We start from the raw sequence: 20,305 nt of genomic DNA, 5'->3' as shown, positions 1-20,305 counted from the left end.
GCAGGGCAGCCTTTGGATCAGACAGGATACGCCGTATCAGCGCTGTGTCGCGGCAGCTTTCTGTGCAGAAGGTGCCTGGCGTTCGACAAACGCGTCGAGCGCCTTGTCATCGGCCACCATCTTTTCCTGCACCTTGCGCACCAGCGCCATGCGGGCCTCGTTGGCAGACTCGGCTCGCACCTCGCGCAGCAGTTCTTCCTTGACTTCATCAAACGGACGGACCGAGGGCGCGCGCCGCTCCTCCAACTGGATCACATGGTAGCCGAACTGGGTCTGGACCACTTCGCTCAGGTCTCCCTTTTTCTGAAGGGCGAAGACAGCCTTGTCGAACTCTGGAACCATGCGACCCTGCGTGAAGAAGCCGAGATCGCCACCGCGCGCCGCGCTGCCCTTGTCGGCTGAATTTTCTTCAGCAAGTTTCGCGAAATCGGCACCCTTCCTGGCCTGGGCCAGCAGTTCTTCCGCTTTGGCCCGCGACTCGGGCGTCGTGCCAGAAATCAGGATGTGCCGAGCCTTCACCTGCTCACCCACCTTGAAGCGCTCAGGCTTGGCCTGGTAGATAGAACGCGCCTGTTTCAGCATGGCCGCCTCGCTGGCCACGCTGTTGCCAGCCGCACGGTTCAACAACTCGTCAGACAGCACCTTGTCGCGTGCCACCTGCAGGGCAGCAGCCACCACAGGATCCTTGTCCAGCCCATCGGCCAGAGCCTGCTTGCCCAAGGCCCGGCGGACAAAGAGATTCTGTGCAATCTGCCCCACAGTCTGCTTGCTGGCCAACGCCTGCGAACGCACCTCGACAGGCAAGCGCATCTGCACATCGGCCTCTACATCAACCGCAGTGACGGCGGCCTGGCCATCGTGCACCAGCGTGACCGCATCGGCGGCGTGCACCACTGGTACAGCAGCTACCAGCGCTGCCACGGCCCAGGCTTGCAACGGAGAGAAACGGATGGTCGAAAGCTTCATGGAATTGAAAACGTATAGTGAAATAAAAAAAGGCAGGGGAAACCCCTGCCTTTTCGGATCGCGTTACCGCGAAAAAGTGCCCACTAATTAGGGAGCAACGCGCGTGTAGCGGTGAGGCCAAGTCACGCCGTAGGTGCCGGACATGCCTTGACGAGCGGAGGGGTTCTCCAGCTTGATGAAGGCGGAGCCGATCAGGGGCAGGCCCAGGCCGGAGTTGGTGGTCGTCAGAACACCCCAGCCGTTTTCATAGGTGCCGGAAGTAGCCGTGGTACGGGCCACCGAGGCGCCCAGCACGGAGTTGCCGGTGTCCTTGAATGCCAGCACGCTGACTTCACCGCAGAACTGCACGGAAGTGGTACCGCCGGGCGAGAACTCGGGGATCACGCCGCTGGTGGTTTCTTCACGATCCCAGAACTTCTGACCGTCAGCCAGCACGCAGATGTTGCCCTTGGAGTCAACCGTCGTGTTGCCGTTGCCCTTGTAGGCACCTGCGCCAGCGGCAATATCGTTAGCAGCAGCGGGGTAGAACCAGTTGTTAGTTTGCTCAGCTGCAGCAGTGTTCAGGTTGGTGAACAGGCGGTAGTTGGCGTCGCTGGTCTTCGCAGCAGCGTAGTTGGCCACCACGTTGTAACGGCGTGTGGGCATGGAGAACACCCAATCCGTCTTGGCCGAGATGATGGCGTCCGTAGCGTACTGGTTGGTCACCGAGGTGGCAGCCAGGGCCGTGGTCAGGTTGGAGGCCTGAACGCGGGGATCGGTCACACCGCCAGTGTAAGGCGTGGACATGTCGGGCAGGTCGCTGTAGTTCATCGTCAGCGCTGCAGTCGCGATGTTCTTGCCATCTTGACCGTACACGTTGGCCGTACGGAACAGCGGATCAGCCGTGGTAGCGTTGGCAGAGACGCCAGCAGCTTCCTGGTTGACCTGCGGGAAGTGCACGAAGTTGCCACGGCCCGTAGCCTGGATGGCGGTTGCAGCACCCGAGAACGTGGTGGTTTGAGCCACGTTCAGGATGTACCAGTCAGCCATCAGGCCGCTGGTGGGAGTCTGCAGGCCAGCTTGGGCAGCAGTGGCTTCTGTGAAGTTCGTCACGGCCACGGTGTCGACCAGCGAGCGGGCGGCAGAGCCAGCCACCGAGCAAGGCGCCACTGCGTTCACGTGCTTGACAGCAGTGTACAGGGGCGAGCGACGGTTGCCGCTCAGATCAACAGGAGCCACGCCGTCAGCGTTCCATGCAGCAGCGCTGGTGATGTCAGCCATGTTGAAGATTTCAACGTAGCCTTCACGGGTCTGGTTGGCCTTGTCTGCATCAGACAGGCTGGGATTCAGACGACGGGTGCCGAAGGGCACGGCCACGTTCTTGGTCAGAGCGGGCACCGTGCAGGTGTTGTCGGCGCTGACCAGAGTGGCACCATCGGTACCATTGGCGGACACAGCACCGGTCCAGACGTCGCCGGGCGACAGGTAGATCTGGAAGTCCAGCAGGTCGTCAGAGTTCGCGGCGCTGCGGAAGCGGATCTTCACTGCCTTACCGTTCACGGTGTCCGTGTTGGTCAGGTGCAGAACGGTAGCGTTGCCGTTCTGGGCGTTGAAGTAAGGCACGACCAGAGCGTGACCGACACCACCGTGGGCGAGAGTCAGGCCGCCGTTGGTAGCCTGCAGCAGCTGCGAAGCAGCGGCAGCAGCCTTGGCATCCGTGCCGGCGTTCGAACCGCCGATAACGGCAGCCGAAGCCACGCCGGCAAAGCCCAGGCCACCAACCATGGCAGCAATGCTCAGGGCCAGAACATTTTTCTTCATAAGAACTATCTCCAGTAAAAAGATAAGGTAGTTGCAACCACCACGATTGATCGCCGAGGAATCGTAGCACAGCCATTTGCGCCACTTACCGCTTATTTCGGGCACTCAAATCGTGTTTCGGAAAAAAACAACACTTTCAGGGCACCCACAAGTGGAGGACCGGATTATTGCAAACATCTGCGTCCCTGCCTAGCGTTTGCGAGCGGCCAGAGGCGATCTGCCGATTCCCGGCCTACTCCAGGAACAGCCACCACTGGCCGTCCTCACGGATCCAGACTTCCTGCATGCCCATGGGCACGACAGCCCCCTTGGCCATGGGCAGTTGCGCCTTGAACTTGATGTTGAACTCACAGCGATCCGCCTCGCACTGCGCCTTGCCTGCTTCAAGGTCATCGACAGCAGGCGGGGTGCCATAGGCACGGCGGAACTGCTCCTGGGTCTTGACCGCACGGTAGCCAGGCGAGGTGAAGCCATAGGCCTTTGCCACATCCCCATCCACGCGTGCTTGCCAGTAGGCCAGCGAGCGCTCGGCCACGATGGTTTCCGGGTCCTTGGGCTTGCCCAGGCCTGCACAGCCGGCCAGCACGGCAACGCCGGCCAGGGCTGCGCCCCATTGCAGCCAGCGCACCCGGCCCGGCAGAGGACGTTGGTTCGTCAAGAGATTCATGAGCTTGTTTTCTCCAAAAAGAAAGTTTCGAGGCATGGCGCCTGCATTGGTTCCGGCCTCAGCGCACACTGCTCGACGACAGGGGACCGATCTCCACCTCCGCCTTGGACCCGGCGGGCTCCGGCGTCTTGAGCAGCGGGACCAGGGCACGCATCTGATCGCGCAGATCATCGCTTACGCTGCGGATATCGACATCGGAGCGGACCACGCGCGGGGTGATGATGACCAGCAGCTCGGTTCGCCGCCCGGAGTTGGAGGTAGAACCGAACAGGTTGCCGACCACGGGCAGGTCGTGCAGGAACGGCACGCCATTGCGGCTATTGGTATTCGTCTCCTGGATCAGGCCGCCCATGACAATGGATTCGCCGGAGCGAACAGACACTCGGCTGGAGAGTTGGCGCTGCAGGAAGGCAGTTTGCTTGGTAATCTTGTCCTCGCTACCCACGTCAATGACCTGCTGGTTGACCGTCATGGTGACAAGGTTGCCGGCATTGACCGAAGGCGTAACCTGCAGGTTGACGCCCGTGTCCTTGTACTGATAAGAATTGGTCGTGGTAGTGCCCACCGTCGCGCTAGTGGAGGTCTCGCCGGACCGATAGGGCTGCTGCGTGCCCACGGCGATGGCGGCCGTGTGGTTGTCCAGCACCATGAGGGAAGGGCTTGCCACCACCTTCACATTAGTTTTGGTCGACAGCGCGTTGAGCGTAGCCCGCACCCTGCTGGCAGAAGACCTCACCGTGTAGTTGAAGCCCATGCCCAGGGCCTCACCAAGGTCGGATGTCGTGCTATCCGCTGTGCGCAGCGTACCGGTGCCGTCGGCATTGCTGTTATGCAATCCACCATTGAAGGACCATTGCAAACCGAATTGCAGTCCATCATTGAGCGTCACCTCGACGATGCTGGCCTCGATCAGCACCTGGGTTGGAGGCAGGTCCAGCTTCTTGAGTGTTACCTCGATGCGCTCGAATTCTGCCGGTGTTCCCCAGACCAGCACGGAGTTGTTGAGTTCGTCGGCCATGACGCGGATGTTGCCGATGCTGGCCGTGCCGCCGCCCTGACCGCCTACACCGGTTTGCCCCAGGCGCTGCTGGTTGTTACCGAAGCCACTGTTGCCAAGGCCACTGCTACCGAAACCGCTGTTGCCGAAGCCGCTGTTGCCGAAGCCGCTGTTGCCGAAGCCGCTGTTGCCGAAGCCGCTGTTGCCGAAGCCGCTGTTGCCGAAGCCGCTGTTGCCGAAGCCGCTGTTGCCGAAACCGCTGTTGCCGAAACCGCTGTTCCCCATGGAGGTCCCCAGCCCCGGCGCCACGCCGCTGTTGGTTGATGAGCCACCACCCGGTCCGCCAAAGATGCCCGACAGGACGCCCGCCAGATGCTTGGCATTGCCGTTCTGTACGTGATAGATGTTCAGTTGGGGCTGCGCGCCGCCCGAACCGGGCTGATCCAGCTTGGCGATCCAGCGGCGTGCTTCCTCGAGGTAGGCAGCGCGGGGCGTGATCACCAAAATGCTGTTGAGCCGCTCGATGGGCATGATGCGCAATGCGCCAAACAGCGGGTTGCCTTCGCCCAGGGCGGTTGCAGCATTGGGTGCGGCTGCGGCCGCAGCCCCCCCCGGCCGAGCGGCGCCGGCCGTGCCCGCCGCGCCTGCAGCCGGTGCTGCCGCCTGGGCAGCAGCGCCCCCGCCGCTCATCAATTGCAGAGCAGCATTGACTTCCTGGATGGTCACATACTTGAGCGGGAACACGCCCACCGACATGCCCTCCAGCAGGTTCACGTCAAAGGTGCGCACCATCTCCAGCCAGCCTTCGGCCTGGGCGCGCGACCCCACCATGACCAGCAGGTTGCGGACATTGTCCACGCGCACGATGGCATCACCCGGCACCATGGGGCGCAGGATGGACGCCATCTCGTTGGCGCCAATGTACTGAAGCGGAACGATGATGGTCCCATACCCAGGCGCAAGCGGTTTGTCGACCACTGCCTGGCGCACCGTTGCGCCGATGCTCTTGAGCGCATCGACACGACCCACATGGTAGGTCCCTCGCGCGTCGCGGACCATGGCCATGCCATTGGCCTGCAAGGCCGTCTCGAGAAGGTTCAGCGCCTGGTCGGCGGGAACTTCCTTTTGCGTGCTCAGCGTGACGGTGCCTGCAATGGGCGGATGCAGCACATAGTCCAGCGACAGGATGTCGCCCAGCACGGTACGGACCACTTGCGCGAGCGGAGCATCTTCGAAACTGAGCTTGACCGGCGCGCCGGAGACAGGAGGCAGCGCCTTGGGCTCGCCGATCAGCCTGCCCGTCCCTTCCATGATGCGGGGCTGGCGGCCTTCGTCCGCTTTGGAGTCGGATTTCTTTTCCTCCTCCGGCTCAGTGAAGAAATATTCCTGGGTGTGGCCGGTGCCGAAGTGGCTGACGAAGCTCTTCTGGGCCGGTTGCGCGCACGCCAGCAACAACTGGCATACAGCGACGGCCAATACGGTTTGGACGGGACGGTAGTGGAATTTCATGATTTTCTGACCGATCTCTTTCATTTCTGCGGCTTGGCAACGGCAGGGCCACTGCTGCCGAACGACGGCACAGGCGCTCCCTGGCCGCTTCGGGTCAGCCCGGCGGGCAGCGGGAACTGCGGCTCTTCCGGCGCGGAGTTCGCCTGGGCAGGGGATCCCGGCCGTGGAGCGGCTCCCTTGTCCATACTGGATCTGGCGATGGTGAGCGTGCGCCGGCTGCCTTCACGCTCCAGCTCAACCTCACGTCCATCCACCCGGATGAGCTTCCAGCCATTGAGGCTCTGGTTCACCATCAGACGCTGCTCCTTGCCGTCGACGCGCAGGATGATGCCCGTCACCTTGCCCGCGAACGAGCCCAGCACCTGGGCATTGGCCAGGCGGTCGGGCTCGGGCTCCTTGGCAGGTGGCGGCGGTGGTGGCGGCGGCGGCGGCGGGCGGCGTGTCATGGCGAACAGCGGACGCTCCTGCATCTGCAGGAGTTGCCGGTCATCCTGGCGGGGGGCAGACCCGGACGGAGACTGGGGAACCATGGCCTGGATATCGCCTCGCTGCACTCCTGGCGGTTGCCAGGTCGTGTTCCGAAGTTGAAGCTCGGGCGTCAGCCACAGGGCAGCCAGCCCTGCGCACAGTATGAGCTGGGTGCCTGCAATGCCCCAGACCGGTAAATTAGGCCGCCTCACGAGATTTTGCTCCGGAGAATGCTGAACGTGAATTGCGCGCTGAGCTTGGGTACGGCCTTGGGATCATTGCTCAGCAGGCTGCCCTGCAGGCTGATTTCCAGATCGTCGAGCCATACGGTGGGAGAGAGGTCCTTGAGAGCCACCAGCGCCAACTGGATGGCGGACCATGCGCCCTCGGCCGTCATGGCCACGCTGATGCGTTCATAGGCGCCATCGTCGGTCACCGGCTTGACCTGGCTGCTGACCACCGACAGGCCCGCCGCATCGAGCATGGTGCGCAACCTCTGCTGCATGCCATTGCCGGTCTGGGTCGCATCCAGCTCTCCGGGATAGACATGCTTGGCCTTGATTTCCGCCACCTGGACCAGGGCCTGGCGGATTTCATCTTCCTGGTCGCGCATTCCCAGCAGCCGCGCATACCGGGGCGCCAGCGTATCAAGGGCTTCCTGCGCGGCCTGATGCCGGCCATAGATCCAGAGTCCAGCCAGGCTCACAGGAACGAGCACCAGCAAAACGAGCGCGCCCAGCAGCAGCAACTGGCGTGCCAGGGGGGCAGGTATCGCGATTTTCATTGGCCCTCCTTGGCAGCCGGGGGCACAGAGGCAATACCAGGCTCCGCAGAGGTGCCTTCCGCCGGCGTGGCCGGCTCGTCAGGCAGAGCATGGGAGCCAAACACCTTGGGGTCGATCACGGCCTCCAGGACAAAACTGTCCTTGCTGGTCCCTGCGGCCCGCGTGACGGCACTGGGCAGTTGCACATCGACGAACCCCGGCACCTTGGAGAGCAGGTCCACAGCGTGCGACACATTGCCGCTCAACCCCAGCACCGTGAGCTTGTTTCCCTTGAATTGAATGCGCTGCACAGCGGTGTCGTCGGGCAAGGTGGCCGTCAACGCGGACAGGACACGCAGGTGGTCGAGTTGCTGGCGCTGGCGGTCCAGCAAGGTGGCCACATCCTGCCCCCCTTCCGCCAGACCCTGCCGGGCAGCCACGACCTCCGAGACAGAACGTGAAAGCTGGGTGAACTGCCGCTGGGCATCCAGCGCGCGAAACCGCAGTTGCAAAGAGGGCGTGGCAGCGATCGCCAGAGCCAGGGCCAGCACGGCGCCCAGGCCCAGCATCAGCCAGCGCCAGCGCCATGCTTCTTTTTTCAGGCGCTGCTGCTCGCCGAAGCCGTCAAGCATGACCGGGATACCCGATGCGCTCATCGCCCAGATCTCGGGCTCGGCGCCCTTGGCCAAGGCCGGATGGTCGGCGAACGCCTTCAGAAGCCCGTCGATATGAGCACGCGAGACGATCACCACATCGACCGGACCCTGCGACGGAATAGCGCCATGCGCCGCGTCGGGGGCCTTGCGCCGGACGTAACCGCAGACGGTGTCCAGCGCGGAAAACGGGGACATGGTCTGCACGTCCAGCGCAACCGCCCCCTGCAGTGAGGCGGGCGGCATGGCAGGCAGGCGAAGGCTGCGTGACAGGACATTGCCTTCATCCACGAGCACCGCCACGCCAGCGGGGACGGAGCTGCCCTGCCCCGGCTCCTGCCAGCTCAGCCAGCGGCCTGCACGCACCCATGCACCTGCCTTGTGGCCCAGCACCTCGATCCCAGAGGCGGGCATGAGGCGGCGGAGCACCGGCCAATCCATCATCTGCGCCCATGCTTCCTGCCATTGGCGCCCCAGCGCCGACAGGTCCAATCCAAAAAGCTTGGCGTCGGAGGTCATCAATCCCATGAAGCCTGCCATTTCCTACAAAAAAACTGTCTCATCACGACGAATCCTTCTAGCAATTGCAGCGCGCTGCCCTGTACATCGCCACGGGGCACCCACTACATACGTCCTTGCCATACCTGCATGGAAGAGAAATCCGTCCACGGCAATTGCCCCATAGGCCGCTGCTGGCGCACGTCCACCTGGCGCATGACCAGCACCGCCCCCGCTGCATCAAAAGGAACGCGCGCTATCACGGTGTACCGCGAACTGGACTGCGCCTGGCGAATCCCACCCACGTCCGCCGTCTCCAGCACCGCCCTCAGTGCCAGGGGCGATGCTTCGAGGTTGACGCCCGGGCGCCCATCTGAATCCGCGACGACGAAATGGCGCAGAGGTGCGTAGATGGCATAGGTCATACCGGGCACCTGCAGCAGGTCTTCAGTGGCTTCGAAAGGCACTCTTATAGAGCGCCGCCTCATCTCCTCGCGGGTCTGGACAATGGCCTGGGCCATCGCCTCTGCAGGCCCGCTTGCGAGTCCCGAAAACCGGGACAGCACCAAGGCCAGCAGGGCGGGAGGCGCGTTGTTGATGTTGACCAGGCCACTCCAGGGTATGACTTCGACCGGGATTATCCGTCCGGCGACCGGAACCGTCACCGATTCAAAGGCCTTCAGGTTTGTCGGGCTGGTCGCCATACGCTGCAAAGTCAGGTAAATCGCAGCCTCACCCACGGCGCGGCCTTCGGCCATGTTGCGGGTCACCCCTCCAACCGCAGCCTCCTGGCGGACGACCCCGCCCAGGCTGCTGGCAAAAATGGCCAATGCAGCGACAATCCAGAGCACCAGCACCAGCGCCATGCCCTGATCGCCCCTTGCCACGGCCTCCCACCGTCTGACGCGGGGCATCATTGCTGACCTCCACCGAACGAAGGCATCAGAACGCTTCGAGGGTTCGATCCAACCGGTGTACGCATGGCGATGACCGTCATGGGCCACGCCCCCGACGCCGCCTGCAACTCGATCTGCACGGCAGACGGTAGCTCCTTTTCATTGTCCTTTTCCGGTCCCCATTGCGGCTGCCAATGTGCCACGCCCAACTTGGCATTCTGGTAACGCAAGGCAAAAGCCGTGACACCGCGATCAATCACATAGGACTGGCTCTGCCCCCAGTCGGGCATGACATCGGGCCCCTGCCAGGGCGCGAAGCGCAATACCAGAGCATCCCCCTCGACCGAGAGCTGGAAGTGGGTGCGCCCGCCCATGCCGAAGCGCGCAGGCATGATGCCCAGCCAGCGTATGCCTTGTGGGCCGCCTTCGAAGAACAGTTCGCTCTCGCCCTGCTTGCGCAGACCCGCCTGCCGCCGTATGGCAGAGGCCTGGCCCAGGACGGAGCGCAGAAAAGCGACGGACACGCGCTGATGGTCCATGCGGTCCAGCCGCGCATCGACACGCTCCTGCGTCTGCGAAACCGTGGACATGGCCGACGCCAGTCCAAGCATGAGCAGGGAAAGCAAGGCCATGACCACCAGCAACTCGACCAGGGTGAAGCCTAGTTGGCCTGCCGGCAAACGGCCATGCCGGTTCATCGCGCCACCTCGCCCTGCTGCAAGGGCCGCTGGGGGCGCAGGGTCTCGAAGACCCAGCTGCGCCCTTCGGTGGAGATGGTGATGCGCAAGGCATGGAGCGGAACTGCGGTCTCGGGAAGATCGGCCACGGGAAAAGGTGCCGAGGCCACCTGCCATGCATAGGCGCCATCCTGGCCCGAAGCCTGCGTGCCTCCAGGATCTACCATGGGAAATGCATCCATCAGCGAATCTGCCAGCAGGGCCACGACCTGGTTCTGCTCCAGCTTGGCCACGCCCCGCGCAGAGCCGCCGACCGCGCGATAGATAAGGGCCAGTGAAAGGGCCATGATGGACAGCGCCACCAGCAACTCCAGCAGGGTCATGCCCCGCACCCTGGGGCGGAAACCTGCGCGCCGACGCACTACAGGGCCTCTTTGGTGACCTGGCCGGACAGCCAGTCAACGCGCAGGCGCACGCCACCGCCGCTTTGCGCGCGGGCCAGAGAGATGCTGCCACCCGTGGCACCGCCTTCCGGCAGGAAAACGATGGTCTGGCTGCCGTCGGCCAGGGCCATGCCCGCCGCCGTGGTCAGTTGCACGGTCAGGCTGTCCGGCAGCCTCGCCGAGGCCTGCCCGGCGATACCGTACTGGCGGCTATTCGTATTGACCGCAAAGGTCACGGGCATGCCCTGCAGCGTGGCCTGCTGGCGCGCCTTGCGCAGCAGGGACGTCACGTCCTGCACCGTCTGCCGATAGTCCACGGCATCGCGCAGCTTGCCCATGGCAGGCGGCACGATGCCGATGATGGCGCCAAGAATGGCGAACACCACCAGCAGCTCGATCAGCGTGAAACCCTGGGCGCGCTTCAAGACTCATCCTTGGCAAAACGGTGCGGCAACGGTGGCTACAGCAGTGTTCAAGAGCACCTTACTTGGTGTTGCGCACGTCGGCTGCTTCACCTTCGCCGCCCGGGGCACCGTCAGCACCCAGCGAGAGGATTTCGAGGTCGCCATTGGCAGCCGGGTAGGTGTAGCGGTAAGGGTTGTTCCAGGGATCATTGGGCACGCCGCCCTTGAGGTAGGGGCCCGCCCAGCCGGCAACGCCGGCAGGCTGCTTGACCAGCGCGTCCAGGCCCTGCTGCGAGGTGGGATAGCGGCCCACGTCGAGCTTGTACAGCTCCAGCGCCTTTTCGATGTCGGCGATCTGCACGCCGGCCGTCTTGGTCTTTGCTCCACCCAACTGGTTCAGCACCTTGGGGCCGACCAGGCCGGCCAGCAGGGTCAGGATGGCCAGCACGACCAGCAGTTCGATCAGCGTGAAGCCACGCTTGCGGGCGCGGGAGGACAGTTGCTTTTGCATGCGCATCATCTTCTACATACCTTTCAGACAATTCAGATTCATCAGACGGCCAGATCGTTGACGGACAGGATTCCGAGCAGGATCGACACGATGATGGAGGCGATAAGGATACCGAGGACCAGGATCAGCGCCGGCTCCAGCATGGTCAGGAGGCGTTTGATCGCGTTTTCGACCTCGCGGTTCAATATGTTGGACAGCTCCAGCATCATGTCGCCCAGGCGGCCGGTTTCCTCGCCCACCCGCACCAGATTCAGGGCCAGGGGCTCGAATTCTCCGGTTTTCTGAGCAGCATGGGCCATGCGATGGCCTTCCTTGACCATGGGACCCATTTTTTCCAGGCGCTCGCGGATGGCGACGTTGGAGACCGTGTCGCTGGCAATGCGCAGTGCGGTCAGCAGCGTGACGCCGTTACCCAGCAGCGTGCCCAGCGAACGGCTGAACAAGGTGAGCTGGTACTTGCGCACCACGCCACCCAGGCCCGGCAGGCCCAGCAGCCACGATTGCCAGGTCTGGCGGCCCTTGGGGCTCTTGGCCCAGCGGGAAAAGGCCCAGCCCAGCGCGCCCAGCACGATGAACACCGCCCAGCCGTAGCTGCGAAACGCATGGCCCAACCCCATCACGAACTGCGTGGGAAGAGGCAGCGCGTCGCCCATGTCGTTGAAGAGCTGCTCGAACTGCGGGACCACGAAGCCCAGCATGGCCACCAGGGACAGCACGGCCACGCCCAGCAGGATGGCCGGATAGATGGTGGCCGAGACCACGCTGTCGCGCAGGGCACGCTGGCGCGCCATGTGTTCCACCAGCCGGTTGAGCACGCCCGACATCTGGCCGCTGGCCTCGCCCGAGCGCACCATGTTGATATAGAAGTCGCCGAACAGGTCATGGTGCTTGCCCAGCGCCTGGCTCAGCGGCATGCCGGCCTTGACGCTGTCGAGCACGGACTGGAGCATGGCCTGCATCTGCACCTTGTGGCTCATCTCCACCAGGACCTTGAGCGCATTGTCCAGCGACAGGCCGGCACGCATCATGATGGCCAGTTCGGTGGTCATGCCCTGGATGTCGTCGGCCTTGATGCGGCCTTTCTTGAGCGCACGCGCCGCCAGCGGCACATTGCCCAGGCTTGCGGCTTCCTCGACCTTGATGGGCGACAGGCGGCTCTTGCGCAGGTGCACCACCACCTCGGCCACGGCCGCAGCGGAAAAAGTGCCCTTGACCATCTGACCGCGGCTGTCCACGGCCTCCCAGCTGTAATCAGGCATCGCTCTGGTCCTGGGTCACGCGCAGCACTTCGTCGAGCGTGGTGACGCCCGAAGCCACCTTGCGCAGGCCGTCGTCATAGAGGCTCAGCATGCCGCTCTTGGCGGCCATGGCATGCAGGGCGTTGGCATCCTGGCCTTCGATGATGGCGCGGCGCAGCGGCTCGTCGATGACCATGAGTTCGTGGATGCCGGTACGCCCCTTGTAGCCCGTGCCGCGGCAGTGCTCGCAGCCGACGGCGCGGTAGATGGGCGAGCCCTCGCGCAGAAAGCGCTTGAGGCCGCTGCCCTCGATGGCGGCCGTCGGCAGTGTGTCGGGCTGCTTGCAGCGCGAGCACAGCGTGCGCACCAGCCGCTGGGCCAGCACGCCGTTGACCGAGGAGGTGATCAGGTAGCTCTCCACCCCCATGTCGCGCATGCGGGTGACTGCGCCTGCGGCGGTGTTGGTGTGCAGCGTGGACAGCACCAGGTGACCTGTCAGGGCGGACTGCACGGCGATCTGCGCGGTTTCTCCGTCACGCATTTCGCCGATCATGATGATGTCCGGGTCCTGGCGCAGGATTGAGCGCAGGGCGTTGGCGAAGGTCAGGTCGATCTGGGGATGGACCTGGATCTGGTTGATGCCGTCGAGCTGATATTCGACCGGGTCCTCGACGGTGATGATCTTGTTGGAAACCGCGTCGATCTTGGACAGGGCCGCATACAGCGTGGTGGTTTTGCCAGAGCCCGTGGGGCCCGTGACCAGCACAATGCCGTGCGGCTTGGCCAGCAGCGTGTTGAATTTCTCGAGCGTGTCCGCCTCGAAGCCCATGCTTTCCAGGCGCAGCCTCACGCTGGCGCGGTCCAGCACCCGCATGACGATGCTCTCGCCATGCACCGTGGGCGCGGTGGAGACGCGCAGGTCCAGTTCACGGCCCTTGGCGCGGGTCTTGATGCGGCCGTCCTGCGGCAGGCGGCGCTCGGCAATGTCCAGATGGGCCAGCAGCTTGACGCGCGAGCCGACGGCGGCGCTCAGGCGCGGCGGCACGAGTTCGGCCGCGTGGATCACGCCGTCCATGCGGTAGCGCACCTGCAGGCCGGCTTCAAAGGGCTCGAGGTGGATGTCGGAGGCGTGCAGCTCGATGGCGCGGGAAATGATGCCTGTGACCAGGCGGATGACGGGCGCCTCGCTGGCCAGGTCCTTCAGATGTTCGACGAAGTCGCCACCCGTGGCGTCCGATTCCCAGTCCTGGCCTTCTTCCCCTTCGGGTTCCTGGCCTGCTTCGGACAGTGCCTTGCGGATGTCGGCCTCCAGCGCCAGCACGGGCTTGATCTGCAGCCCCGTGGCCAGGCGCAGCGCCTTGGTGATGAAGGGGTCCTGCGGCACGGACATGGCCACTTCGAGCACGCCGTCCTGCAGCGAAATCGGGCAGACGCACTGCGCATCCAGAAAACTGGCCAGCAGGCCCGGCACGTCGGGCAGCAGGTCGGGAAACTCTTCCGCACGCAGCCAGCGCATCTGCAGCTGCTCGGCCAGCGCCTGGGCCACGTCGGTTTCCGCCACCACACCCAGCTGTACCAGCACCTGGCCCAGGTAGCCGCCCAACTCCTGCTGCGCCTGCAGGGCGTTTTGCAGATCGCGCTCGTTCAGCTTGCCGGCGGAAAGGAGGCGTTCGCCCAGCCGCCCCTTGATCGGGGCTTCGACAGCGGCAATCGGTTCCATGAGGTGATTGGTGGAAGACATTGCCGCGGATTATCCACTGTCGCCGCATCCCCCGCCAAAGGCATAGCATGCGACACCCAGGGGCGCCGCCTTCCCGTCATCAACTGTTACGCGCGCAATCGTGCGGCGCGATGCTGCGCTGCACGATGAAAAGTGGCCTCAGGCGGGTTCAGGCGTTGTCAGGTGGTTCAAGGCGGCTTCAAGCCGCCTTCACCGCCTCCGCGGGCAGGCCGCTGGCATCACCCCAACGGCGCTGGGCCATGACCAGCAGCCCCTCGAAGATGAGGTTGTCCACCAGCTCGAAAGGCCGCGTCATGCTGGGCACCATCTTCCAGCCGGCGCCGCCGGCCATGACGCAGGCAGGCTCCATGCTGCAGTGCATGTAGAGATGCTGGTACATGCGCTCCACGGCACCGGCGATGGCGTAGGTACCGCCGCTGGTCAGGGCGTCGCTGGTGTTGGTGGGAAATGGCGTGACCGCGCCCGTGGGCACATGCAGGCCGGCCGTGCCACTTTCCAGGGCGCGCAGCATGATGCCGTGGCCCGGAAGAATCAGCCCGCCCATGAAGTGGCCATGCTGGTCCAGCGCGTCCACGGTGACGGCCGTGCCGACCATGACCACGATCAGGGGCCGCTCGGGGCCGCGCTGCAGGATGTGCTGGCGCGCACCGATCATGGCCACCCAGCGGTCCGCACCCAGGCGCGACGGAAAATCGTAGCCATTGGTGACGCCGGCCTCGGCTGCGCTGGGCACGGCCCACTGCGGCTCGAAATCCCAGCCCAGCATCATGTCGATCTGGTCGTGCACGCGCCGTCGCGCCGTGTCGCCAGCCACCACGCAGCCCAGCATGCGCGTGGGCGTGGGCAGGTCGCTCCACGGCCCTTCGGCCAGGTGCTCGATGTGCTCAAGGAACTCGGCGCCGTGCGCCAACAGGGCAGCGCCAGGCCGATGCGCGTCGTACATCGCCCATTTCAAGCGGGTGTTGCCGATGTCTATGGCCAAAAAAGTCATGGGCGGGATTATCGGAGTTTTCCGGAGGATAGCGTCAGCCATGGACGACAACTGAGTGAGGACGTGAACGCAAGAATGGCGCAAATGTCAAAAATCCGGGAGCGCTCCTGCCCGGCAGCGCGCGCTGCCACTGTTAGGCGTTACATTGGCCTTTCCGTTTTTCCACCCACCAACAGGAGTCACCCATGGGACTTTTCAGTTTCATCAAGGAAGCCGGCGAAAAGCTGTTCGGCGGCAGCGCCGCACAGGCAGCCGAGCCTGCGCAAGACCTGAATGCCAAGGCGGCCAAGGCCATCGAGACCTATATCGGCACGCAGAACCTGGGCGTCAGTGACGTGAAGGTGCAGTTCGACGGCTCGCAGGGCAAGGTCACGGTGCTGGGCACGGCACCTACCCAGGCGGCCAAGGAAAAGGTGACGCTGTGCTGCGGCAACGTCTCCAGCGTGCAGTCCGTGGACAACCAGATGACGGTGACCAACCCCGAGCCCGAAGCCCAGTACCACGACGTGGTGCGCGGCGACACGCTGTCGGCCATTGCAAAGAAGTTCTATGGCGATGCCAACAAGTACCCGGTGATCTTCGAGGCCAACAAGCCCATGCTGAGCCACCCCGACAAGATCTACCCTGGCCAGAAGCTGCGCATTCCGGCAATCTAAGCCCCCCTGAGCGGCGTCGCCGCTTCCCCCTGAGGGGGACGACACCCTCGCGGCGGGGCGGCCCTTGCTCGGTGTCTCTGACCTGGCTCATGCCAGTTCTGGATGCCGCGAATTAGACCTACCCCGCTCCGAGAAAGGCCGCAATAGCGGCCTTTCTCAATGAAAGATTCAGTATTTACCGCTCAACAGCGCACCGAATCCCGGAACGGCTGTCGGCAAGCCCAGGCGCTTGAGCATCATGAACGTCGTGGCCACCGAGGAAGACAGTACCGGCAGGCCCACGCGGTCCTCGATGGGCTGCACCGAGGCCAGCGAGGGCATCTGCACGCAGGCCGAGGCGATGACCGCGTCGGCATTGGCCGTGTTCAGGCGCCGCGTGATCTCGATGGGTGCGCGCGCATCCTGGGCGCCCACCTGCAGGTTGTCGGCAATCTCCAGCGAGATGCTGTCCACCACTTCGATGCCTTCGTTCTCTATGTAGTCGATGACCAGCTGCGTCAGCGGCTTCATATAGGGCGCCAGCAGCGCCACCTTCTTCGCGCCGATGGCGTGCAGGCCATCGACCAGGGCGCCGGCGCTGGTGACCACAGGCGCGGGGCCGCCGTTGTCCACGGTGCGCTGGTGCAGGCGCGTCTCGGAGACACGGTGGTAGCCGCGCCCCATGCTCATGATGGCCACCAGGCAGGCATAGCCGAGCACATCGACACGCGCATCCGACAGTTCCAGCGCGCAGCGGTCGCTGTCGCCGTCCATGGCAGCCAGCTCCTCCTTGGTCACATGCTTCATGCGCATGCGGCTGGAGTGAAAGGTGAAACGCTCGGGCGCCAGGGCCTCGCGGGCCCGCAGGATGGCGGGGATCTCGGTCTCCATCGTGGTGTTGGAGCTGGGCACGATCTGCCCGATACGGAAATGGTTTTTGGCTGTCATGTCAATCCATCGTGATGTGGTTGGCCTTGATGACCTTGCCCCAGTGGTCCGTCTCGCGCTGGACCAGGGCGGCCAGCGCCTGCGGGCCGAGGAATCGCGGCTCCACGCCCTGCAGGGCCGCGCGCTTTTGCACGTCAGGCGACTCCAGGGAGGTCTTGAGCGCGTCCGACAGCCTGGCGATGGCGTCGGGCGGTGTGCCCGCAGGCGCGGACAGGCCGACCCAGGCCTCCAGCTCGAAGCCCGGCAGGCCCGCTTCTGCGGTGGTGGGCACATCGGGCAGCATGGGATGGCGCGTCTTGCTGGTCACGGCCAGGGCCCTGAGCTTGCCCGTCTGCACATGGCCCAGCACCGAAGGCGGCGTGGTGATGAACATCTGCACCTGGCCGCCCAGCACGTCCTGGATGGCCGGGCCGGACCCCTTGTAGGGCACATGCGTGATCTGGGTCTGGGTCACCTGGGCGAACACGGCCGTGCCCACGTGCGACAGCGAGCCATTGCCCTGCGACGCATAGTTGACCTTGCCCGGGTTCTTGCGCAGGTAGGCAATGAATTCCTGCAGACTGTTCGCCGGCACCGAAGGATGGACGGCGATCACATTGGTGGCGGCCACGATCAGTCCCACGGGCACCAGCTCGGACTGGGCCCAGGGCAGCTTGGGAAACAGCGCCGGATTGCCCACGTGGTAGGCCGAATACGAAGCCAGCAGCGTGTAGCCGTCCTTGGGTGCCCTGGCCACCATCTGGTAGGCAATGTTGCCGCTGGCCCCGCCCCGGTTGTCCACCACGACCGACTGCCCCAGCAGGCGCGACATCGGATCGGACGCCAGGCGTGCCGCCGTGTCCACCACACCTCCGGGCGGATTGGGGACCACGAGGGTGATGGACTTGGCTGGAAAGGCCTGGGCCTGGACGGTTCCTGCGCCCAGCAGGGCGGCCGCTGCCAGGCCGGCGGCCTGCAGCACAATGCGTCGATTCATGCTTGTCTCCATGTTCTCTTTGTACCGGCGCATTCTTGCGGGCCTGCTCGCGGTCGAACAGCCGTATCTCGTTGATCCATCCTTCGTCTCTGGTGGAGGATGCGAATGATCAACCTGCACCGATTCGATCTGCTGACGCTGCGCCTGTATGTGGCCGTGGTCGATGCCGGCAGCCTGACGGCCGGCTCGCGCACGCTGGGGCTGTCACTGGCAGCCGCCAGCAAGCGCGTGGCCGAGCTGGAGCAGCACTGCGGCGTGACCCTGCTGGTGCGCAGCAAGCGCGGCGTCACGCCCACGCCCGCCGGCCAGAGCATGTACCACCATGCCGTGGACGTGGTGGCCCGGCTGGAACATCTGGCCCTGGCCATGGACGACTTTCGCAGCGGCGCCACGGGCCAGTTGCGCCTGTGGGCCAACAACTCCGCATTTGCGGGATTTCTGCCCCGGCTGCTGGCCGACTTCATGGAGGCCCACCCGGGTGTGTCGGTGGACCTGGAAGACGCGCTCAGCGAGGAATCCGTGCGCGCCGTGCTCAGCGGCGTGGCCGAGCTGGCCATCATCGGGGAGAACACGCCCCTGGAAGGGCTGAGCACCCAGGTCTGCGATGTGGACGAGCTGGTGCTGGTCATGCCGCGCGGCCATGCGCTGGACACGGACGACGACTCCCCCGTGCCCCTGGCCACCGTGCTGGACCACGACTTCGTGAGCCTGGCCCGCTCCACCTCGCTGATGCGGCGCATTGCGGCCGAGGCCGAATCCATCAACCGGCCCGTGCGGATCCGCATCCAGGTGCGCAGCTTCGATGCCATGTGCCACATGGTCTCGGTGGGCCTGGGCCTAGCCATCCTGCCGCGCGCGGCCACCGCGCCGCACCTGGCCGCGCGGGCACTGCGGCTGCGCCCGCTGGGGGCGCTCAACACCCGGCGCCGGCTGCTGCTGGCCATGCGCTCGCAGGCCACGCTGTCGGGACCGGCCCAAGCCCTGGTGGACATGGTGGCCGCCCGGGCGGCGGCGCTGGGGTTCGCGCAGCCGCAGCGCTGAGCGACGACAGGCTGGCGCCGGCTTACTGGCGCCAGGGCAGGCCGCGCAGGCGCCAGCCGCCGACATGGCCGCGCTGGCCGTTGGCGTCCACATCGCCCTCGAAGCCTTCGAGGATGTTGTAGGCCTCGATGCCCAGTTGCGCTGCGCGCTGGGCAGCGGCCACCGAGCGCACGCCGCTGCGGCACAGCAGGACCACCTTGCCGCCTTCAGGCACGGCGGCGCGCAGCTGGCTGTCGAAATCGGGGTTCATCGCCATGGACGGCCACTGCTTCCAGGCCACGGCCACGGCGCCGGGTACGCGGCCCACCCACTCGCGCTCGGCATCGGTGCGCACGTCCACCAGCGCGGCTTCACCGGATTGCAGCCATTGCCAGGCAAGTTCGGGAGGAATATCGCCTGCATAGCCCTGTGCGGGCTGGACGGCCAGGGGAATGGCTGCTGGAACGGGAGCGTTTGCGGACATGGATGGGCTTTCTTGATAGGACGCGGTTGTGTGCCCGGCAAGAATAACCGTCCAGCCCGACTGGCGCCGCCTCGCAGGTGCCCGGATCGCCTACTCCCAGGGCGGCAGCAGCCTGTCGCGCAGCACCTGGCGCTGCGCCTCCCAGCCCGGCATCACGCTGGCCACCGTGGCCCAGAAGCGCGGACTGTGGTCCATGTGGCGCAGGTGGGACAGCTCGTGCACGACCACGTAGTCGATGACCTCGGGCGTGTGCTGCATGAGCCGCCAGTTCAGGCGGATGGCCCCTGCGGTGTTGGCGCTGCCCCAGCGCGTGCGCGCGCTGGTCAGGCGCAGGCTGGTCCATTGCACGCCCAGCAGCGGCGCATGGCGCTGCAGGCTGGCCGTGAACCAGGAGCGGGCCTCGCGCAGCATCCAGGCCTGCACGCAGGCGCGCACCTCGGCAGCCGATGCGTCTGGCGCCAGCGGCAGGTGCAGGGAATGGCTGCCGTCGGCCGCCTGTTCGCGGTGGACCTGGCGGGTGCGCAGCGGCTGGGCTTCGCCACCGGTGAGAAGCAGCGCCAGGGGACGCCCCAGATAGTCGATCTGGCCGCCGTGCTCCCACCGGATGCGTGCCGACTGCTGGGCCCGCTGGCGCTGTCCGGCCTCCTGGAGCTTGCGCAGTATCCAGCCCGACTTCGCATCCAGTGCCTGCCCGATGGCCGTCATGCTCACCCATGCGGGCGCGCTGACCACCAGCCCCTGCGTGCCGATGGTGAAGCCTATGGTGCGCCGGCGCGACCGCTGCAACCGAAAGTGCAGCACCTGCCCCTGGAGAACCGCCTGCTGGTTGGCTTGCGGATGAACGAAGGAACTGTGCACGGAGCCGGCGGGCGGGGTGGGTGCAGGTGCAGGCAAAGCCTGCGGCGCTTCGGGTTGAGCGGATCGCTCACGGCGCGGCCTCAGCCCGCCGTCCTGTCTTTCCACGGCGGGCGGCACCAACCAATCCCAGGAACGCTGTGCCGTGTCCGCCATGCCGATTCC

Annotated in this window: 21 protein-coding genes; 2 read left to right on the top strand and 19 right to left on the bottom strand. The window is 65.1% G+C overall.

The genetic code is table 11. The features are described 5' to 3' along the window. Positions 1-36: 36 nt before the first annotated feature. From ACN20X_RS06525 to ACN20X_RS06455, 15 genes are all read right to left on the bottom strand, one after another. Positions 37-966, bottom strand: a complete 930-nt coding sequence (locus tag ACN20X_RS06525; RefSeq protein WP_016446454.1) for a peptidylprolyl isomerase — start codon at positions 964-966, stop codon at positions 37-39. Positions 967-1,053: 87 nt separating this feature from the next. Then, positions 1,054-2,766 (bottom strand): hypothetical protein, encoded by a 1,713-nt coding sequence (locus tag ACN20X_RS06520; RefSeq protein WP_016451823.1) that lies wholly within the window; start codon positions 2,764-2,766, stop codon positions 1,054-1,056. A gap of 232 nt (positions 2,767-2,998) precedes the next feature. Then, positions 2,999-3,433 carry a hypothetical protein gene (locus tag ACN20X_RS06515; protein WP_016451824.1) on the bottom strand — a complete coding sequence of 145 codons (435 nt, stop codon included), beginning with the start codon at positions 3,431-3,433 and terminating at the stop codon, positions 2,999-3,001. Positions 3,434-3,491: 58 nt separating this feature from the next. Continuing rightward, the gene (gspD, locus tag ACN20X_RS06510) at positions 3,492-5,963 is read right to left on the bottom strand and encodes a type II secretion system secretin GspD (RefSeq protein ID WP_473210381.1); all 2,472 of its coding nucleotides are present in this window, start codon (positions 5,961-5,963) and stop codon (positions 3,492-3,494) included. After that, positions 5,960-6,385 carry a hypothetical protein gene (locus ACN20X_RS06505; RefSeq protein WP_223275138.1) on the bottom strand — a complete coding sequence of 142 codons (426 nt, stop codon included), beginning with the start codon at positions 6,383-6,385 and terminating at the stop codon, positions 5,960-5,962. The genes gspD and ACN20X_RS06505 overlap by 4 nt, the downstream gene beginning before the upstream one ends. 230 nt (positions 6,386-6,615) lie before the next feature. After that, positions 6,616-7,191, bottom strand: coding sequence for a type II secretion system protein GspM (gspM, locus tag ACN20X_RS06500; RefSeq protein ID WP_016451828.1), 576 nt, complete (start codon positions 7,189-7,191; stop codon positions 6,616-6,618). After that, on the bottom strand, positions 7,188-8,351 hold the full coding sequence (locus tag ACN20X_RS06495) for a PilN domain-containing protein (protein WP_227469588.1): 1,164 nt from the start codon (positions 8,349-8,351) through the stop codon (positions 7,188-7,190). Before ACN20X_RS06495 ends, gspM begins: the two co-directional genes overlap by 4 nt. Before the next feature lie 95 nt (positions 8,352-8,446). Beyond that, entirely contained in the window at positions 8,447-9,187 is a 741-nt protein-coding gene (locus ACN20X_RS06490) for a helix-hairpin-helix domain-containing protein (RefSeq protein WP_227468579.1), read from the bottom strand. A gap of 47 nt (positions 9,188-9,234) precedes the next feature. Beyond that, on the bottom strand, positions 9,235-9,915 hold the full coding sequence (locus tag ACN20X_RS06485; RefSeq protein ID WP_016446462.1) for a prepilin-type N-terminal cleavage/methylation domain-containing protein: 681 nt from the start codon (positions 9,913-9,915) through the stop codon (positions 9,235-9,237). Further along, positions 9,912-10,316 carry a type II secretion system protein gene (locus ACN20X_RS06480; RefSeq protein ID WP_264567138.1) on the bottom strand — a complete coding sequence of 135 codons (405 nt, stop codon included), beginning with the start codon at positions 10,314-10,316 and terminating at the stop codon, positions 9,912-9,914. The genes ACN20X_RS06485 and ACN20X_RS06480 overlap by 4 nt, the downstream gene beginning before the upstream one ends. Continuing rightward, positions 10,316-10,762, bottom strand: coding sequence for a GspH/FimT family pseudopilin (locus ACN20X_RS06475; RefSeq protein WP_016446464.1), 447 nt, complete (start codon positions 10,760-10,762; stop codon positions 10,316-10,318). Before ACN20X_RS06475 ends, ACN20X_RS06480 begins: the two co-directional genes overlap by 1 nt. A 58-nt stretch (positions 10,763-10,820) precedes the next feature. Next, positions 10,821-11,261 (bottom strand): type II secretion system major pseudopilin GspG, encoded by a 441-nt coding sequence (gene gspG / locus ACN20X_RS06470; RefSeq protein WP_016446465.1) that lies wholly within the window; start codon positions 11,259-11,261, stop codon positions 10,821-10,823. Between the two features lie 32 nt (positions 11,262-11,293). Then, positions 11,294-12,511 carry a type II secretion system F family protein gene (locus ACN20X_RS06465; protein ID WP_016446466.1) on the bottom strand — a complete coding sequence of 406 codons (1,218 nt, stop codon included), beginning with the start codon at positions 12,509-12,511 and terminating at the stop codon, positions 11,294-11,296. Next, complete coding sequence (gspE, locus tag ACN20X_RS06460) at positions 12,504-14,210, bottom strand: type II secretion system ATPase GspE (RefSeq protein ID WP_016446467.1); 1,707 nt, start codon at positions 14,208-14,210, stop codon at positions 12,504-12,506. The genes ACN20X_RS06465 and gspE overlap by 8 nt, the downstream gene beginning before the upstream one ends. 199 nt (positions 14,211-14,409) lie before the next feature. Further along, positions 14,410-15,222 carry a type III pantothenate kinase gene (locus ACN20X_RS06455; RefSeq protein ID WP_016446468.1) on the bottom strand — a complete coding sequence of 271 codons (813 nt, stop codon included), beginning with the start codon at positions 15,220-15,222 and terminating at the stop codon, positions 14,410-14,412. A 185-nt stretch (positions 15,223-15,407) separates the two neighbouring features. Between ACN20X_RS06455 and lysM the strand changes: the two genes are divergently transcribed. Further along, complete coding sequence (lysM, locus tag ACN20X_RS06450; protein WP_016446469.1) at positions 15,408-15,878, top strand: peptidoglycan-binding protein LysM; 471 nt, start codon at positions 15,408-15,410, stop codon at positions 15,876-15,878. A 168-nt stretch (positions 15,879-16,046) separates the two neighbouring features. On the opposite strand, the gene ACN20X_RS06445 is transcribed toward lysM, so the two are convergent. Next, entirely contained in the window at positions 16,047-16,805 is a 759-nt protein-coding gene (locus tag ACN20X_RS06445) for a maleate cis-trans isomerase family protein (protein WP_016451831.1), read from the bottom strand. Position 16,806: 1 nt separating this feature from the next. Continuing rightward, positions 16,807-17,781: a Bug family tripartite tricarboxylate transporter substrate binding protein gene (locus ACN20X_RS06440; RefSeq protein ID WP_473210380.1), complete on the bottom strand. Its 975-nt coding sequence runs from the start codon at positions 17,779-17,781 to the stop codon at positions 16,807-16,809. Positions 17,782-17,886: 105 nt separating this feature from the next. On the opposite strand from ACN20X_RS06440, the gene ACN20X_RS06435 reads away from it, so the two are divergent. Then, complete coding sequence (locus ACN20X_RS06435; protein ID WP_343739777.1) at positions 17,887-18,822, top strand: LysR family transcriptional regulator; 936 nt, start codon at positions 17,887-17,889, stop codon at positions 18,820-18,822. A gap of 22 nt (positions 18,823-18,844) precedes the next feature. On the opposite strand, the gene ACN20X_RS06430 is transcribed toward ACN20X_RS06435, so the two are convergent. Together ACN20X_RS06430 and ACN20X_RS06425 are read right to left on the bottom strand one after the other, a co-directional pair. Next, on the bottom strand, positions 18,845-19,285 hold the full coding sequence (locus ACN20X_RS06430; RefSeq protein WP_151019755.1) for a rhodanese-like domain-containing protein: 441 nt from the start codon (positions 19,283-19,285) through the stop codon (positions 18,845-18,847). A 90-nt stretch (positions 19,286-19,375) separates the two neighbouring features. Beyond that, entirely contained in the window at positions 19,376-20,296 is a 921-nt protein-coding gene (locus ACN20X_RS06425; RefSeq protein WP_151019756.1) for a M48 family metallopeptidase, read from the bottom strand. Positions 20,297-20,305: the final 9 nt, after the last annotated feature.

This window comes from Delftia sp. PX-1 (genome assembly GCF_055797465.1).
This window is presented reverse-complemented; position numbering and strand designations above follow the sequence as displayed.